This window comes from Undibacterium sp. Dicai25W, from assembly GCF_049340505.1.
Lineage (GTDB): Bacteria > Pseudomonadota > Gammaproteobacteria > Burkholderiales > Burkholderiaceae_D > Undibacterium > Undibacterium jejuense.
On record NZ_JBMPOQ010000001.1, the window covers coordinates 144,227 to 160,673 of the forward strand.

Annotated in this window: 13 protein-coding genes; 3 read left to right on the forward strand and 10 right to left on the reverse strand. The window is 48.3% G+C overall.

The genetic code is table 11. From position 1 onward, the window contains the following. Window positions 1-39 precede the first annotated feature (39 nt). Window positions 40-726, reverse strand: coding sequence for a DUF1045 domain-containing protein (locus ACO0KY_RS00700; RefSeq protein WP_186912726.1), 687 nt, complete (start codon window positions 724-726; stop codon window positions 40-42). 11 nt (window positions 727-737) lie between these two features. After that, window positions 738-1,622: an amino acid ABC transporter substrate-binding protein gene (locus ACO0KY_RS00705; protein WP_423043436.1), complete on the reverse strand. Its 885-nt coding sequence runs from the start codon at window positions 1,620-1,622 to the stop codon at window positions 738-740. Window positions 1,623-1,962: 340 nt separating this feature from the next. Here ACO0KY_RS00705 and ACO0KY_RS00710 point away from each other — a divergent pair, with 340 nt between their 5' ends. Beyond that, the gene (locus ACO0KY_RS00710; RefSeq protein ID WP_423043438.1) at window positions 1,963-3,117 is read left to right on the forward strand and encodes an alpha-D-ribose 1-methylphosphonate 5-triphosphate diphosphatase; all 1,155 of its coding nucleotides are present in this window, start codon (window positions 1,963-1,965) and stop codon (window positions 3,115-3,117) included. Window positions 3,118-3,136: 19 nt separating this feature from the next. Here the strand turns inward: ACO0KY_RS00710 and ACO0KY_RS00715 are convergent, their stop codons facing one another. Then, window positions 3,137-3,997 carry an SIR2 family NAD-dependent protein deacylase gene (locus ACO0KY_RS00715; RefSeq protein ID WP_423043440.1) on the reverse strand — a complete coding sequence of 287 codons (861 nt, stop codon included), beginning with the start codon at window positions 3,995-3,997 and terminating at the stop codon, window positions 3,137-3,139. Window positions 3,998-4,413: 416 nt separating this feature from the next. Between ACO0KY_RS00715 and ACO0KY_RS00720 the strand changes: the two genes are divergently transcribed. Continuing rightward, a complete protein-coding gene (locus ACO0KY_RS00720) occupies window positions 4,414-5,616 on the forward strand; it encodes an ABC transporter substrate-binding protein (protein WP_423043442.1) in 1,203 nt (400 codons plus the stop codon). An 85-nt stretch (window positions 5,617-5,701) separates the two neighbouring features. Here the strand turns inward: ACO0KY_RS00720 and ACO0KY_RS00725 are convergent, their stop codons facing one another. The 3 genes from ACO0KY_RS00725 to queC all read right to left on the reverse strand — a co-directional run bounded on the left by ACO0KY_RS00725 (window position 5,702) and on the right by queC (window position 8,732). Next, window positions 5,702-7,129: a protein kinase domain-containing protein gene (locus tag ACO0KY_RS00725; protein ID WP_423043444.1), complete on the reverse strand. Its 1,428-nt coding sequence runs from the start codon at window positions 7,127-7,129 to the stop codon at window positions 5,702-5,704. A gap of 1 nt (window position 7,130) precedes the next feature. Beyond that, entirely contained in the window at window positions 7,131-7,874 is a 744-nt protein-coding gene (locus ACO0KY_RS00730) for a metallophosphoesterase family protein (protein ID WP_423043446.1), read from the reverse strand. Between the two features lie 132 nt (window positions 7,875-8,006). Then, window positions 8,007-8,732, reverse strand: a complete 726-nt coding sequence (gene queC, locus ACO0KY_RS00735; protein ID WP_423043448.1) for a 7-cyano-7-deazaguanine synthase QueC — start codon at window positions 8,730-8,732, stop codon at window positions 8,007-8,009. Window positions 8,733-8,838: 106 nt separating this feature from the next. Between queC and ACO0KY_RS00740 the strand changes: the two genes are divergently transcribed. Beyond that, window positions 8,839-10,143, forward strand: coding sequence for a lipopolysaccharide biosynthesis protein (locus tag ACO0KY_RS00740; protein WP_423043450.1), 1,305 nt, complete (start codon window positions 8,839-8,841; stop codon window positions 10,141-10,143). Here the strand turns inward: ACO0KY_RS00740 and ACO0KY_RS00745 are convergent. Genes ACO0KY_RS00745 through ACO0KY_RS00760 form a run of 4 tightly spaced genes read right to left on the reverse strand, consistent with a single transcriptional unit; the run spans window position 10,088 to window position 16,442 of the window. Continuing rightward, on the reverse strand, window positions 10,088-11,947 hold the full coding sequence (locus ACO0KY_RS00745; protein WP_186912735.1) for an alpha/beta fold hydrolase: 1,860 nt from the start codon (window positions 11,945-11,947) through the stop codon (window positions 10,088-10,090). The genes ACO0KY_RS00740 and ACO0KY_RS00745 overlap by 56 nt on opposite strands. Before the next feature lie 2 nt (window positions 11,948-11,949). Next, window positions 11,950-14,538, reverse strand: coding sequence for a glycosyl hydrolase 2 galactose-binding domain-containing protein (locus ACO0KY_RS00750; RefSeq protein WP_423043453.1), 2,589 nt, complete (start codon window positions 14,536-14,538; stop codon window positions 11,950-11,952). Window positions 14,539-14,544: 6 nt separating this feature from the next. Continuing rightward, window positions 14,545-15,534 (reverse strand): DUF1839 family protein, encoded by a 990-nt coding sequence (locus ACO0KY_RS00755; RefSeq protein ID WP_423043455.1) that lies wholly within the window; start codon window positions 15,532-15,534, stop codon window positions 14,545-14,547. Then, on the reverse strand, window positions 15,531-16,442 hold the full coding sequence (locus tag ACO0KY_RS00760) for an amino acid--[acyl-carrier-protein] ligase (RefSeq protein ID WP_186912738.1): 912 nt from the start codon (window positions 16,440-16,442) through the stop codon (window positions 15,531-15,533). The genes ACO0KY_RS00755 and ACO0KY_RS00760 overlap by 4 nt, the downstream gene beginning before the upstream one ends. Between the last annotated feature and the right edge of the window lie 5 nt (window positions 16,443-16,447).

The window sequence follows — 16,447 nt, forward strand, 5'->3', positions numbered from 1 at the left end:
AGATAACTCGATTGTGACTTTGGCGCTAAATAAAATTATTTAATCACCAAAAGGATAACGCCGTAGTAAACGTAAATTTTCTCCAGGATGGGCTTCATGAAACAAAGCAATACTGCGTATGACAAGCGGTTCGCCGATATCAAAATGACGACCAGCTGCTTTCAGCATGGCATCGACAGAGTCAGTATTATTGAGACTATCTGTGATCGTCATATGAAACCGATATTCTTCTGCTGTATAAGGATATCCCCAGTGCTGCAACAACCTCAGTTGCCGCGCACTTAATTGTTGTTGCTGACGGCGCGCTAATTCTTCTGGCTTGAGTGCTGCACGCAAATGATCAAATTGACTCACGCATTGCATCGCTAACTGATTCAATAAGCTGGTGTCGCCAACCGGGCGAATCGCCAGAAAGTCGCCCATCCATTCCAATTGTGGAGAGGGAACTTCTGTCGCTTGTTGCCGCCGACAAAAAGCCCGCAATGCCATCTCCAGATCTTCTACTTGATGTCCGGGAGCTAATCGAAATGGTGCTTTTAATGTCGCGTGGAAGCCATAACGCCGTGCGTCTTTAGTCAGATTTTGCAAAACATTGGGTAGCACGCTCGGGATGCGGATTTGTTCAATGCTATCTGATGTTTCAGGATCGCGCCCTAGCCACTGGCAGCCAGCATGCCACCACTTGCTGTCTTGTTCTGGTGCAAAATAAAGTGCGTAACGGCTCATATTTCTACTGTTTAGTTACCGACCTGATCGGTAGGGAAACGCAAAGAATCACGTAACAAAAATCCCATAGGCATATTCATATTCGAACCCTTTGGTGGAATGGGGCGCATGAACCAATGGTCGTAAATTTTATAAATCTCGCCGTCGTTGATGATACGTAGCATCTCGGTATCGACAATTTTTTTGAATCCGGGTTCATCTTTTCGCATCATGATCGAATAGGGTTCTACCGAAAGGGCATCGCCGACAATCGCAAAGTTGGCCGGATTTTTAGAATCTGCGCGCAAGCTGTATAGCAGCACGTCATCCATAGGGAAGGCATCAGCTTTGTTTTCTTCTACCATTTTGAACGAATCCTGGTCGGTGTTGCCTTCGATGAGTTTGATATTGAGTGAGTTAATATCGTTGCGATCAGCCAGCAGTTTCACGGTAGTCGTGCTCTTGGTCGTAACGATGGTGCGGTTACGGAACTGATTCCAATTTTTTATGCCACTGTCAGCCCTGACTAAAGCTTTGACGCTAGAGAAAAAATGCGGAACCGTAAAATCAAATTTTTTACGTCGCTCGGCGTTATTCGTGGTACTACCGCATTCCAGGTCAATCTTGTCTTCCAGCAATGCGCTAAAGCGGGTACTCGAGTCAACCGGAGTAAACTGTACTTTGAGATTTGGTAGCTTCAATTCTTTCTTGATCGCGTCAGCCACCTTCGAACATAAATCAATGGCGTAGCCCGCGCCCTGCCCATTTGCACCAATAAAAGCAAATGGTGGACTTTCTCTGACACCTATTGTCAGTGTTTGCGTTTTTCGGATTTTTGCCAGCGTGTCGGATGCAGAAGCATGCGCCGGAGTGAATAGGCTGATCAGAACGGAAAAGTACAAAACGGCATAACGCATAATGTATTCCTGATGAAGTGGACAAACAGATGTCGATAAAAGAGAGGTTTAAAAACTAAAAAATTCGATTGGTAAAAAAGTTAAAATAAAAAATGATTTACCTGATTCAATTTAACAGTCTATTCTCAATACAAAAGAGTGAATTCTGGCTTTTTTCTTGAATAAGATTTTGTGCTTGGAAAAGTGGTATCACGTGAAAGTTAATGATTTAAATGAATGTCATCAAAGCGATAGTTATTTTTTTTACAAAATTTCCTATCTTTCGCTTATGGTGTAAGTAATTTGCGCGGCAGGTATGGTAATGTGCTGCCCGTCGTGGTTTCTCTAAGGCAATTAGTTCATGAATTTTACGCAAGTCACTGAGTTTACTATTCGTAATGCTCGCATCGTTACCGCTGATCAGGCGTTTACTGGCAGTGTCAATGTAGGGCATGGCGAGTTCAGCGAACTGACCTCTGGCTGCCATGGTTTGGCTGGCGACGATTGGCATGGTGATTATTTATTGCCTGGTTTAGTTGAGTTGCATACCGATAATGTAGAAAAACACCTGTTGCCGCGCCCAAAAGTAGGTTGGCCTGTGCAATCGGCGATTTTGGCGCACGATGCGCAGGTGGTTGCAGCTGGTATAACGACAGTATTGGACGCTATTGCGGTCGGAGATCTGGAGCCGGATAGCTTCAGAACGCAGACGCTTCAAGCTTGCGTTAAAGGATTTGACGATGCGCGCGAAGCTGGATTATTACGTGCCGAGCATTATTTACATCTGCGCCTTGAACTAGGAGAGCAGGACTTATTGTCGCTGTTTGCACCCTTAGCCCGACATCCACGTTTAAAGTTGGTCTCTTTGATGGATCACACTCCCGGTCAACGACAGTGGACGGACTTAGACGCCTACCGTATTCAGGTCGCTGGCAGGCATGGATGGTGTGACGAAAAAGTCGATGCAATGCTGAAGATATTTTCGGATCGGCAACAGCGATTTGCAAGCCAGAATCGGGAAAAAATCAGGCATCTTTGTCATGACAATACGCAAGTGATTCCACTGGCAACGCACGACGATACGACGCCAGAACATGTGTTTGAGGGTGTGCGTGATGGTGTGAGTATTTCTGAATTTCCGACTACTTTGGTCGCAGCGCAATGCGCGCGCGAGAAGGGATTGGCGATAGTGATGGGTGCGCCGAATTGCGTCAGAGGCGGATCACATTCAGGCAATGTTGCAGCGGCTGAATTAGCGCGGCACGGTTTATTGGATATCTTGTCTTCGGATTACGTACCAGCGAGCTTGTTGCACGGGGCATTTTTATTGCAAGAGCATGGTTACTCTTTGCCGCAGGCTATTGCTACTGTCAGCAGGACTCCTGCTCGAAAAATAGGCATGAGTGACCGAGGTGAAATTGCTGTCGGGCTACGTGCAGATTTCTTGCGTGTCAGAATGTTTCAGGGAGTGCCAGCCGTGATCGGTGTATGGAAGCAAGGACGCCAAATCGCCTGAACGTCGGGTCTTATTCGCGCTACAGACGCGATCCCCCTTTGCTGTGATGCGCTTTCCATGCCAGATCTAATGCCGACAAGGCCTCAACGGCGCCCGCAGCCAGGCCCAGGTCTGCCTTGCCTGAGACTGTCGGTTCGCGCACATTGATACGGATGAGCCTGCCACCATACTGTTGCACAATCCTGTGACTGAAATGACGCACCGTTGGTATTGCCGTCCCGGCACCAATTTCGATCACGAGTGGTCTGGACACCGTTTGTAACCAACGTTCCTGCCGATCGGCTTGCTGTTCTTGATGCTGCTCCAGCCAATTCCAATCTTGAAACATCAGAATGTTCGGACGCGCCATGCCACCACAACGGGGGCATGTTGGCGCTGCATTTTCGAGCCGGCAGTTGATGGTATCAATGACGGGCTCGAATTTGTGTGCAGACCAGATTGTCTCACTGCAAGGCAACATGCATTGCAGTCGGTGGATAGAACCATGACATTCATTGATACGTTGAGGATCAAACCCTGCCAGCTGAAATTGGCCGTCCACATTGCTGGTAAAAATACTATAACCCGCTGCTTTCGTGGCGGCCCATTTAAGTAAAATGCGAAATCCCTCATGGGGTACGGTATTTCTGTATAGATTCAACCTGTGTCCATAAAACCCCCACGCCTGCTGAGGCCTTCGACGGAAAGCGGCTGGCGTCGCGATTTCATGAAATGCTATTTTTTGCGCTCCCAATGCTGGGTAAGCGTTCCAAAAGCCTTCGGTACCCCGAAAGTCAGGTAGGCCCGAATCAACGCCTATGCCTGCACCAGCAGCAATCATCAGTGCATCAGATTGTTCCAGTAGCCCAATGGCATGGTTTAACTGACTTTCGGTAAGCATGATGTGTTTGCCTGCGGTGTTTGTCCGTGTGAATTTACAACACTTTGCCATTAATAATTACGCAACACAATAGTAAAGCCTGTATTTGTTACTCAGCTTACTGCAGATCGCTTGCGCGTTATAACCCTCTTCACTTTCAAGGCAATCAGTGATGAGATTGTACTAATAAATTTAAATAATAATTTAATAAGACATTCGCGCTTGAATGTTTATTGCTCATTGACAACATTGTGGCTAAAGGTTAGCGTCTGTCTCCGATGAAAACCGGTATCCGATTTTAAAGTTTTCACGTCTTGGGTCTTATCGAAGATTATTCCGGCGGTGCATGGTGCTCAAGGCGTTACACTTGTACGCCCAGGTGCCAATCGCTGCTGGAGTATTTTTGCTTAAGTCATACCTAAAATCCTGGAGAAATAATGCGTATCAAATCTATTGTTATCTGTGCCTTACTCAGCGCGAGCGCAACTTCTGTGTGTTTTGCAGAACAGGCGCCAATCCGAATTGGCATTATCGGACCATTCAGCGCCAAGTCTTCGCTGGACATGGGTGAAAGTGTTCGTGGTGGTGCGCGTGTTTTTGAAAGCGATTTGAACCAGATCGGTGGTGTCCTTGGGCGAAAAATCGAACTAGTCGAACGCGATGATCAAGCCAAACCAGAAGTTGGTATGGCGATGGCGAAAGAATTAATCGAAAAAGAAAAAGTTGTTGCAGTCGTCGGTTTTGCCAATACTGGTGTTGCCTTGCAGGCAGCGACCGTTTTTCAAAATGCCAAAATTCCGCTCATTATCAGTGGTGCGACTGGTGCCAAAGTCACTCAGCAATTTATGCCGCCAGCAGTCCCGAATAGCTATATTTTCCGCGTTGCCGCAAGTGATAGCTTGCAACCCGTTTCCATGCTCACTGAAGTGATTGATAAACGCAAACTGAATCAGATTGCGATTTTGCACGATGACACCCCTTATGGTCAGTTTGGGAAAGATAGTCTGCTCGCCGAAATGAAGCGTCGCAACTTGACGCCGGTCGCCGTTGAAAGCTTTAAGATTGGCGATCTGGATATGACGAAACAAGTGCTGCGGGCAAAGCAAACCGGAGCACAGATTATTGTCACCTATTGTCTGGCCAATGAAGCAGCAGCGGTGGCTAATAGTATGGGCAAGGTGAAAGCCAACATTCCTTTAGTTGGTTCGTGGATTTTGTCGCATCATGGATTTATCGAACAAGCAGGGGCGAATGCTGAAGGTGCTCGTATGCCAGTGACCTTCATCGAAAACGAATCTACCCGTAGCGATGGTTTTGTGCTGTCGTATTTGCGTCTGAACAATACCAAACGTATTCCTTCAGCCGTTGCAGCGGCGCAGACCTATGATGCGCTGCGCATACTCAGTTTGGCCATTATGCAGGCTAATAGCACTGCACCTGATAAAATTAAAAACGCTTTAGAAGATATGAAATATGAGACGACATCAACCGTGGTGACGCGCTACAAAAAGCCATTTTCTAAAAACGATCATGAAGCGATTACTCAGAATATGCTATTCATGGGAGAAATTCGTCGCGGAAAAGTGACCTACGCTTATAAAGAAGATGAAAGAAGTTCGCTGATTGTACGTAAAAAATAAGTCAGAAAAAGCAGACCAGGTGGCGATGTCAGAAGCAGCTAGTGCGCTAAAACATGCTTAATAAATTGGTTTAATAAATGCCGTTTTATTTCTCGTTGTTCTTCACTACAGTCACCGTACAATCTGCTTCAGCGACCACTTGTGCTGAGACGCTACCCAGGTAGCGTCTCAATGCAGAACTCCCACGTGAACCGATGATGATGTGATCAACATCGTTGTTGCGAGCGTAATCGATGATCGCCATCGCCGGATCGGGTGACTCCAAAACGTGAAAAGTGATTTTATCGCTGTTAATATTCAAGGGGCGAGCCCAGTGTTTGAGTTCAACCAATTGTTTAACGTGAATGTTTTCACCTTGTTGTATCAAACTTTCATCCATACCGATGCGGCTGGTTTTGCGTATCGTCAGACATGCGAGTCTGGCGCCGGGTTCGGTTTGCAGCATACGGCGTGTGATTTGCCGCAGACTCTCTGCTAATTTTTCTGACCCATGGCTTAAATCGAGAGCCACCACAATAATGGGTGCTTTTGATAATTGCTCAGAAACGCTATGTTGCAACACCAAATCGGCGCCGACCGCTTTAAATCGGCGTTTCACAACCGCCAGATAACCATCTTGCTGATCTTTCTTTGCACGGGCTGTTAACGTCAGTTGCTCTGGATGTTGCAACAAAAAAGCCAGCTGCGCCGCCGTATCAAAACGTGCATTTGGATCGACTTCTAAACAACGCAAAATGATTTCTTGCAACCAGTCTGGCATATCTGCCCTGTGGTTGCGTGGTGGAATCGGGTCGCGGTACAGACGCTTTTTTAAACCGGAAACGGAGGTTGGATGTCCAAATGGACGTTCACCTGTTACCAGATGATAGAGCAACACCCCCAGCGCAAACAAATCACTACGCGGTTCATTGCGAACCCCCATCACTTGTTCGGGCGATATATACGGGCCAGTGCCCAAAGGCAGACGAAATTCTTCGTCCAGCAGATCGGGTAAGCGGTCATGGCGCGACAAGCCAAAATCAATCAATACTGCCAGTCCATTGTGGAACATGATGTTGCTAGGCTTAATGTCGAGATGAATCACATGCTGACGATGCAAATCTTGCAGGGCATTGGCGATTTTGACGCCGACGCTGACGACTTCGTCAAGTGGTAATGGTGCTTTTTCAAAGCGGCTGCGCAAGGATTCTCCGGCAATTTGTTCCATTACAATGTATGGTTGTGCATCAAAATCTCCGGAACCAAAGTACCGCGGCACGTGATCACCTTTGAGCTTCGGCATGATCATTTGTTCGACTTCGAATGCCACGATCGCAGTCGGATCATCGCTGGAAAATAGCAACGGTACTTTCATGATCAGCGGCGGCACACCGTTTTCCAGGCCGGGTTTGTTGAGATGGCGCTGGCGCAGATCGGTGACGCGCCACAAGGCCGCCATACCGCCGGTATGTAATTTCTCTTCTAGCCGGTAACCATCAAATTCCATCCCGATCTGCAGGCTGCGCGTGCTCATTTTAATTTCCGGTCAATAAACGTGCCGCGAGAGATGCGGGAAGACCAGCCGCTAAAATTTTCTTTGCAGCGCTATCATGGTCATAAGGAACGCGAAAATAGGTGAGTTCCTGCGTATCCGTATTAAATGTTGCATAGCAGGCGGCAGGATTGCCATCGCGTGGTTGGCCGACGGAGCCCGGAATAACCAGCCAGCGACGCTGTTTGCTTAACGGAATACTACTCTCAGGGGTAGGCAAAAATTCTCCGGTCTTACCCGTCAACGTCATGTGATACAAGGTCGGCATATGTACGTGGCCACAAAACGTAATCGCTGCTTTACACGCATGCATACTGCGCATGGCTTCCATCACGCCGTCAATATATTCCCATTTATCTGGTGCCCAGGCATTGGCGTGCACCAGCAACATATCCTGTAATTCTATGCGGTAGGGTAACGCCCTGATAAACGCTATTTGCTCTGCACTCAGCTGGGCACGTGTCCATTCGACGACCTGCCTTGCGACCGGGTTCATATCACCTTTGTCTTCTTGCAAGATACCGGCATCATGGTTACCCATTAATACCAATGCGCCTTTAGCGACATAATCCATCACCGTCTGTAAGACCCAGGCAGGGTCAGCGCCGTATCCGACAATATCGCCCAAAAAAGCGTAGCGCGTTACTTTTTGTTGCTCCGCGTGAGCCAGGCATGCTGAAAGTGCTTCGCGGTTCGCATGGAGGTCGGTCATCAAGGCTAGCAGCATAATATGTTCAGCGTCAGGTAAGTGAAAATAATGTTGAATGTCATTACGCGGCAGGCGCGCTACTAGTACAGATTGAGTGTATTCCTTTCTGAATATTAAGGCTTGATCCTAACTCTAAGCTTACAAATCACCTCATAAAGCTGATTGCAAACCGCTTTTGTATTGTAGATAACCGCGAGCCCGTAATTCGCAAGCAGGGCAGGTACCGCAGCCATGGCCCCATTCATGCAACTCACCACGTTCACCGAGATAGCAGGTATGCGTGTCAGCGCGGATCAGATCCACCATGGCGCTGCCGCCTAAATCTTCTGCCAGTTCCCAGGTTTGTGCTTTGTTGATCCACATGAGCGGCGTTTCCAGCTTCAAGCGCGTCGCCATGCCCAGATTGAGCGTGACTTGCAATGCTTTCATGGTGTCATCACGACAATCTGGATAACCAGAGAAATCCGTCTCGCACATGCCACCTACCAGTACATTGAGACCGCGGCGATATGCTAACGTTGCCGCTACCATCATAAACATCAGGTTGCGCCCGGGTACAAAGGTATTGGGTAAGCCATTTTCCTGCATTTCGATGGCAATATCTTCAGTCATCGCGGTTTGCGACAATTGCGAAATTAATGACAAATCGATCATATGATCTTCACCCAGACGCGCTTGCCATTCGGGCGAGAATTGACGCATTTTTTTTAGCAAGTCTGGTCTGACTGTTAATTCGATGGCATGTCGCTGACCATAATCAAAACCTATCGTCTCGACATGCGCATAGCGTGACAAGGCCCACGCGAGGCAGGTAGTAGAATCTTGTCCGCCGCTAAACAGAACAAGGGCACGATCGTTTTCGAAGATTGGTTTCATATCGCAAAGTAAAAAGTTGAGGCTGAATTGTAAAATATGGAAACTCTTTTTACATCTAGCTACAGTGATGGTAAGGTTCGTCTGATACGAATGTTAACGCAAGCCCATGAGTTTTTCTAAAAAATTTCTTTCCTCTTCCTTGCTGTCCGTCATCGATCAAGGCATGTTGAGTGCCTTGAATTTGCTGGTCGGCGCCTTGTTGATACGCATGGTCGACAAGAATGATTACGGCTTATATGGACAATTGTACGCTGGCGGCCTGCTTGCTGGTCTGGTGGTCGATTCATGGATTGCGGGTCCGCTGACAACTGTTGCCAGTGCTGTACATGAGAATACACGCAAACTCTTATTGCGACGCTATTGGTTCCGACAGATTTTTTGCACCTTGTTGATGGGTGGATTAGCTTTTTTGATCGTGGAATTTGTTCCGGCAGCAACCCAGCATGCGAATAAGAGTTGGCTGTTGGGATCGGTGTTTGGTCTCTATGTCATCGGTAACGGCTTGCGCGAATATGGTCGTACTGTTGGTTTTATCCAATCTGACATCCGGAGTGTTCTAAGACAAGATTTTGTTTATGTACTTGCGGTCATTACCGGATTGGCCGCTTTAATGTTCTATCAACACATTGACCTGATTTCGGTATTTTCTGTGTTGATGGGTTCTTCATTTCTGTGCGCTTTGTTTGGACGGGAACGCCTGATAGCCCGAACTAATACCGATTCTAAAGAGATGGATCCAGGTGATCTGGAAGTGATTGCCGGACATCAGGATACGATTACTGGTCATGGGCGTTGGGCGGTGCTTGGTGTGGTGGTTGGCTGGTTGTCGAATTATAGTTACGTGTATTTGTCCGGTGCATGGTTGGGTCTGTCAGCGATTGCTGATTTGAATGCTTCTCGCTTATTGCTGATGCCAATTCCGCTGGCAGTTGCCGCCTGGTCACGTGTCGCACGGCCTGAGGCCGGGCGCCTGATCGCCAGCCAGAATTGGTCGCGCTTAAAGAAGCTTACTTTGTTTTCGATTGCAGGGATAGAACTCGTTGTTTTAGCTTATGTTGGTTTCTTAATACTGACTCTGCCGTTATTAGAAACTTATGTCATCGGCAGCAAGTACCATGGACTTGATCCCTTGATTATGTTGTGGGGTATCTATTTTGCGGTGAATGCTGTGCGCTGGATAGGCACTTCCTGGCTGATGAGTGGTGGGGCGTTCCGTTCCATGTTTTTCTTAGGAACGGTAACGCTGATCCTGGTTGTCGGCATAACGTCTTTCTCGATTCCCTACTGGGGTTCGGCGGGCGCCATATTTGCACTGATCTTTGTTGAAATTTTTGAGACTGTCGTCGTCTGGAAATTTATTTTTCCACGTTTGCAGAAGCCGCTTGAAAGCGTTTCTGTAAATGTGTCGTAATCACCGAAATCACACGCTTTTGAGCCCAACGTGGCGTGAAAGTATGATCAGCACCTTTCAATATTTCCAGCCTGACACGCGGGCTTTTCCCTAGTAATACGCCGTGTCTGCCAAAGTTTTCGGTCATCAGATCGACGCTGCTGTCGCCCGCATCCATAATCATTAAAATTTCTGTACCACGCGCTTCCATTTGTCTGAACTGACGTGCCACTTTTCCCAAGAAATGGTGGCTTTCTATAAATTTAGTGATAAAGGCTTGCGACAAAATATGTAGCCGCTTAGTAACCCTTTGCGACAACCTAACAAAGATTTGCCGGAATTGAATCTCACCGCGCAAGACCCGCTTCCAGGTATGTAAATTGCGAATCGCTTTGACATAAAAATGGGTCGATTTGATCGATTCTTTTCGCCGCGCCTCCAGGCTATCACCTTCATTCCAGTGGTACACCAGCTGATTCATTAAAATGATACCTTTGACGCTCGCCTCTTCCATTGCGGTCAGATAGCAGAAATAGGCACCTGAGCACAATCCACCAATGACAAAAAGTTCGCTACCAAATGCAATGCGCATAAACTGCATCGCAGAGCGCATGTCATTTACGCCGCCATTCGCATACACGTCGTTTTCTTTACCTTCTGGGGTAGCTTTGCTGTATCCGATGCCAGCTTTATCGAAGCGTAAAACGGTAAACCCGTTGGCAGCAAGTTCACGCGCTAACTTTACGTACAACTGGTGATTACCGACCCGATGATTGGCGCCGATATTGGTGAGTAAAACGGTAGGGAGTGTCAGAGAAACAGAGTTAACGGGACGGCTGACAACGCCTACCATTTCTTCGAAGGAAACCAGATTTTCTGTGATGACTTGTGCGTCAATCTGCAGCGTAATAGCTGTCTCTAGATTGATCTTCTCGTTGATTGGTACGGGTTGAATATCGAACAGAGGTGCGAGCCACGCCGCAACTTCCAGCCATATTTCTTCTGGTACTTTGGTATCATGCGCATCGGGTTTCATCATGTCCGCATAGCCGGGGCTACTGCTCAGGTGCAAATGTGGATTACTTTGGTTCCAGCTATTTGCAAGTTTTTCTTCTTGTCCGGCGACATCGTCTCTGGACATAATCAATACAGGCATGTCTGGTGCGGGCATTTTCAACATGTCGAGCTTGCCGATACTGCTGCGCATTTCTGCACTAAACTCATAGCCGGTTATTTCGTCGTCGCTGATTTGCTGTTCCGGTTCAGTTTTTTCTGCTGGTGTGGATTGTTCAGCAGGTGCTGCAGCTGATGTGGAATGCAAGGAGCTCATGTTTCTCAAAACCTGCAATTCGCGGCAATAGGCGCGCCCAGAAACTGCTGGTGCTAACATCACTAATGCCGAGGCCTGGATGTCCGTGGCAACGCTGGCCGCCAACAAGGCACCCAGGCGCAGACCAAACAAGGCAATGTGTTCGATGCCAGCAATCTGACGTAACTGCGTAGCCGCAGCACTGATATTGGATTGCCAGATTGCGACTCTATCGCCGTCAAGATTGGCAGAGTCACCGCTATTGTTGTAATCAAAAAACAGGACGTCAAAACCAGCTTTCGCCAGTGTATTTGCCAAGTGTTTGTACGACAAATACGAGACCATATATTCGTGGCCGAATGGCGGACACAACACTACGCCGCACTGACGACTACCACCAAGATCACGCTTACGGGCTGGATGATACCAACCCAACAGGGGCGCATGATTTTCGCCGAACCAAAAGGCCTGCGGTGTAAATAAAATGTCTTTACTAGGATAAAGTTGGGTTGCCACGGTCAGCCTGCGGAGGGATCGGGGGTGAGATGAATCTGACATTTGACGCTACTTTGCATATTCAGACCTTGTACGCTGACTTTAGGTGTGATCGGAAGTTGTTGTGCTCTGAGACGTATTGCTTTTTTGATGCCAGGACTCAGATGGAAGTAATTGTCGTCTGGCGTCATGCCGGGAGAATTGATGTAAATAGCCTGTGCCACGCGTTGCGTCTGCAAGGTCAGCAAAAAATCACCATTGGTCTCTTGTGTTATTTCGCCGCTTAAACCCAGATCGCGTTCTGTTGCCAGATCCTGACCGCTAGTGAAGTGGTAATCACTACACAGTGGTATTTCTGCACCAGTCGTATATAAATGCAATCCGGCGAGATGGTGTCCAGCGGGGCCAAAACGATAGGCGTAAGTCGTATCTAAAAAGTGCGGCAGAATGGCATCAGCTCTTAGCATGACGCTACTGTGGGCGGCAAGCGTGATGTGTTGACGAGCCCGCGCAACGCAGGTTTCACCACGCTTGTACAAACACAGCTCCAGTTCGCCATCGAAGTTGTTCGGTGTATCGTTCACCACGTGCATTGCCAATCCGTTCAAACCTTCGTCGGTCAGGAAAACCGTCAGTGGAGCCATTGCGCGTTTTAAAAAATAGTAAGCAGCTTTGGGATTGCCGTTCGCGTCAACCACCCCCCAACCCGCACCTGCCCACAAATCACGCCAGAACCAGATCAACGCGCCGTGGCAGCCTGATCCGTGACGACGCCATTCTTGTATCGTTTGTGCCATTACTTCGCCAGTCGTGGTACGGGCTAAGGCCAGATAGCGTTCGCGTTCTGCATAGCGCAGGCGCATGGGGTCGACGCGATACAACTCGGCCATATAGTGATCGCGCACATCTTCAAAATCCCAGCCGGTGCCATTGTCACGTGGTACGCGACGTTTCCAGTCTGGATGCGGACCTGGTGCAACACCGTTGGCGAGCATGCCGTCGATCAAAGCATCGTCTGGCATATTTGAAAAACCCAGACATTCGGATGTAAAACGTACGCCGCTACGACGTGCATCGTCTAACGGGCGCAAATATGCCCCGACGCCAAAATAATGCGCGACTCCCGCATCGACCTGGAATGGCATCACGCCGCCTGCCGGGCTGGATGGCCAGTAAATGGTATCAGGTCTCAGGTTGTGGCAGAGTTGTGGCAAGGTCTCGGCAAAAAATGCATTGCGCCAAAGTGCTGGCGGCTGACCTAACATTGCTGCTTGTTGTTCGATTTCGCTGTTGCCACACAAGACGGCAATACATGGCGACATCTGCGTGCGTTGTAAAAATTGTTCAGCTTCGTTTTGTATATTCAGTGCAAACGTCAAATCGCCGACTGGATAGTCCATGTTAGCGAACATAAAATCCTGCCACACCAGTATGCCCAACTCGTCACAGAGGCGATAAAAAATCGGATTCTCATACACCATGGTGCCAACGATGCGTAGCATATTCATACCGGCATCACGCGCCAATGTCAGCATTCTTCTTTGTGCTGATTCATCAGCATTGAGTGATAGCAGATCGGTTGGCGTCCAACAGGCGCCGCGACAAAAAACCGACACGCCGTTCACATGTAAATGAAAATCGTCATTGCTTTGGATTACGTGGATATGACGGAAACCGAGTTCGCCTAAGGCAAAAAATTGAGAGACCGATTTGTCTTCTTGCTGGTAAATTACTTCGACAAACGCCGTGTATAAATGTGGTTTGCCGTGAGTGTGTGGCCACCACCATTGTGGATCGGTAAATACTAATTCGCCACGGGCTTGTATTCTATTTTCTGTCGATTGCTCAAGTTTGAGTTCTTGTGCACGATCACCCACATGCAAGCGTACCTGGCTGATCGCAATGCCAGTTTCAAACTCTAAAACAGCGTCAACGATGCCGTCCGTGCCCATCAATCGGCTATGCATTTGTTGGTTGCACAAACGAAGCGGGTTACGCATTTCCAGACTGATGGCGCGATAGGGGCCAACTGGCGCGACTGGTGGCGACCAGCCGGGCATACGCCCGATCAGACTGGTACGGAACCAGCGCAATTGCTGTTGTTCGACTAATTTGGTTTTCCAGCGCGGGCGTGGTCTGCGTTCTGCTAACAAGTTGTCGAGTGCAATGAAGCGCAGACTGAGTGTTCCGATACCTTGGATTTGCAATGCCTGCAGATCCAGACTATGCCGCACAAACATATTCTCGCAACGTGTTAATAGTCTATCGTTCCAGAAAATATCGACTACCCCAGCGAGCCCATCAAAATGCAAAAACGCGGCATCAGAACTGATTTCTGCTTCGCAAAAAAACCAGATATCGAGCGCATCAAACTGATGTTCTCCATATTGAAATTGATTCGCTTCACGTAATACCGATGCGGCGGTGCAGGGAAGTTTTGCCGGTAAGCTTTGTCTGGCGTGGATTGCTAATTCTGAAGGCGAGGAAAATGCCGACGGCGCTGTCATCACCATACGCCAGTCAGCACTTAAGAGTGGATTGCTGCTATCTGCTGAGTGATCTGCTGAGTGATCTGCTGAGTGATCTGATGGGTGACTAAATGCGTTGCTCATCATGCCTCAGCCTACCTTTTGCAGGCTATGCGTAAGTGCGGTCATACCCTGAGTCCAGTGGTGTGCCAATTGTTGTGTCAGAGGAGATAAGTCAACGGCTTTTTTCCCCATTACGGCACGTGCCGTTTTGAGTAATAAAGTTTTAGTCGTATCAGAAATACTGTCAAATTCTTGTGCCGCGATACGGAAGTCCCCTTGTCCATGTTGTTCCAGCCAACGCAAATATTGCGCTCCCAGACTAAAGCCAGCGCCCAGTTGACGTAAGGTAGCGAACGCATACGCGTGATAGGCGGCCATGCCCTGTTCTTTGAGGTTTTCAACATCGCTCAAAAATACGGGTGCGAATGCGGTGACCGGATTGTGTTCAGGTCGACGTGCAATATGTTTATGCAGCAAACTGAGGGCAATCTTTGCAAGTGCTGCGTCATCGCGTCGTTGTACCCGATCAAGTCTGACGAATTCGGCGAACAATGGCATAAACGTCGGATCATATGGTTTGCCGACACGGAAGGTTTCGACAAAATCTTCGCCGTGTAATTCATGGTAGCTGCTATTATGGAAATAGCCCATGCGTTGCGCATCGAGATCGATTTCCTGAATCGCAATCGTGGTTTTGACATGATTGCTGCGGTAATCGGTACCCGATGTATCTGGCAGATAAAAAGAATCGGATTCAGTTAAGACCAGGCGGCCACGGCGTAATTGTTCGCAGGCATTGGGTAGTAAACCACGCCAGACATTGAGTTCTTGTACGTCGATGCCATACAGTGCAAACAAGTCTTCATGCGGTGGCTTGTAAAAAGTCCACTGATCGCCATCAAAGTCATTCGCAAATACCATAGACAGGCAAGCCAGTGGATTAAGGTCTTGCGCGTGCAAAACTTCTACCCAGACATCGATATAACAATTGGTTTCCGCCCAGGCACGCTCAGCCCCGTGCAATGCATGCGGCTGGTAGCTGCTGACATCAATTTTCGGTAATGCGCACAGACTCATAAGCCAAGGATTTCGCGGGTTGCTGTTGGCCAGGTCGCGGTGTCCATGCCATGTGTTTTAAACAGTGCCATGACGATGCGTTCCAGACCAAAACCCAGACATGCTGTGTGTGCGACTTCACCACTGGCTGTGTTAATTTCAAATAGTTTACCGAAGTGATCCTGATGGTAATTGAACGAACAGACCGCGGTTGGCTTTTCTTGGGAAATCACCGGAATCACGACTTCAAATTTCAACTGTTGTTCACGTTGGTTCGCAGCCAGCATACGGCCGCCACGACCAAAGAATGGGTCGGACGCCACTTCAGAATGTGCTGGCAAACCGAGTGATTGCAGAATATCGATACCACGTTGCAGCCAGGTATCACGCCATGCGACGACCATCTCTGGTGTACCTACGCGGACAAACTCGCGGACGCGAAACGATTGCATACGGGTCGGTTCTGGTGAGGGTTCATTGCGGAACACCCAGTTCTGCATATCAACTAATTTGCCTTCAGCAGGCAAAGTACCAGTAAAACTAGGATAAACCGGATAACAAGCAGCAGGGGTCAGACAGACAGCGGTCATGGTTTGCAGATGCGTCCACGGACGACCTTCATGCACGTTTTCAATGAGCTCTTTGTGCTGTGCTTCAGTACCGGTAAAACTGAAAATAGTTCCTGCTAATTGCGGGAAAGAATCGAGGTATTCGCTGCGCTCTAATACCTTGCGATCGAGGCAGGGTGGGAACGACATTTTGGTGGCGTTATCATTCGCAGCAACACGTGACACGTAATCATCGAACAGGCGCAGTACCTTTTCAAATACCGGGCCACGACCAAAAATACCTTGTACTCCGACCGGAATAATATGACCAGCTTCGACCAGATCGTTAGTCAGAATTTCAGGAGAAAAATCGATAGACATGGGCT

What these genes read in the sequence shown, in the direction of transcription:
- ACO0KY_RS00700 (WP_186912726.1), bottom strand. Translation starts at nt 726, where the DNA reads ATGAGCCGTTACGCACTTTATTTTGCACCAGAACAAGACAGCAAGTGG.
- ACO0KY_RS00705 (WP_423043436.1), bottom strand. Translation starts at nt 1,622, where the DNA reads ATGCGTTATGCCGTTTTGTACTTTTCCGTTCTGATCAGCCTATTCACT.
- ACO0KY_RS00710 (WP_423043438.1), top strand. Translation starts at nt 1,963, where the DNA reads ATGAATTTTACGCAAGTCACTGAGTTTACTATTCGTAATGCTCGCATC.
- ACO0KY_RS00715 (WP_423043440.1), bottom strand. Translation starts at nt 3,997, where the DNA reads ATGCTTACCGAAAGTCAGTTAAACCATGCCATTGGGCTACTGGAACAA.
- ACO0KY_RS00720 (WP_423043442.1), top strand. Translation starts at nt 4,414, where the DNA reads ATGCGTATCAAATCTATTGTTATCTGTGCCTTACTCAGCGCGAGCGCA.
- ACO0KY_RS00725 (WP_423043444.1), bottom strand. Translation starts at nt 7,129, where the DNA reads ATGAGCACGCGCAGCCTGCAGATCGGGATGGAATTTGATGGTTACCGG.
- ACO0KY_RS00730 (WP_423043446.1), bottom strand. Translation starts at nt 7,874, where the DNA reads ATGCTGCTAGCCTTGATGACCGACCTCCATGCGAACCGCGAAGCACTT.
- queC (WP_423043448.1), bottom strand. Translation starts at nt 8,732, where the DNA reads ATGAAACCAATCTTCGAAAACGATCGTGCCCTTGTTCTGTTTAGCGGC.
- ACO0KY_RS00740 (WP_423043450.1), top strand. Translation starts at nt 8,839, where the DNA reads ATGAGTTTTTCTAAAAAATTTCTTTCCTCTTCCTTGCTGTCCGTCATC.
- ACO0KY_RS00750 (WP_423043453.1), bottom strand. Translation starts at nt 14,538, where the DNA reads ATGAGCAACGCATTTAGTCACCCATCAGATCACTCAGCAGATCACTCA.
- ACO0KY_RS00755 (WP_423043455.1), bottom strand. Translation starts at nt 15,534, where the DNA reads ATGAGTCTGTGCGCATTACCGAAAATTGATGTCAGCAGCTACCAGCCG.
- ACO0KY_RS00760 (WP_186912738.1), bottom strand. Translation starts at nt 16,442, where the DNA reads ATGTCTATCGATTTTTCTCCTGAAATTCTGACTAACGATCTGGTCGAA.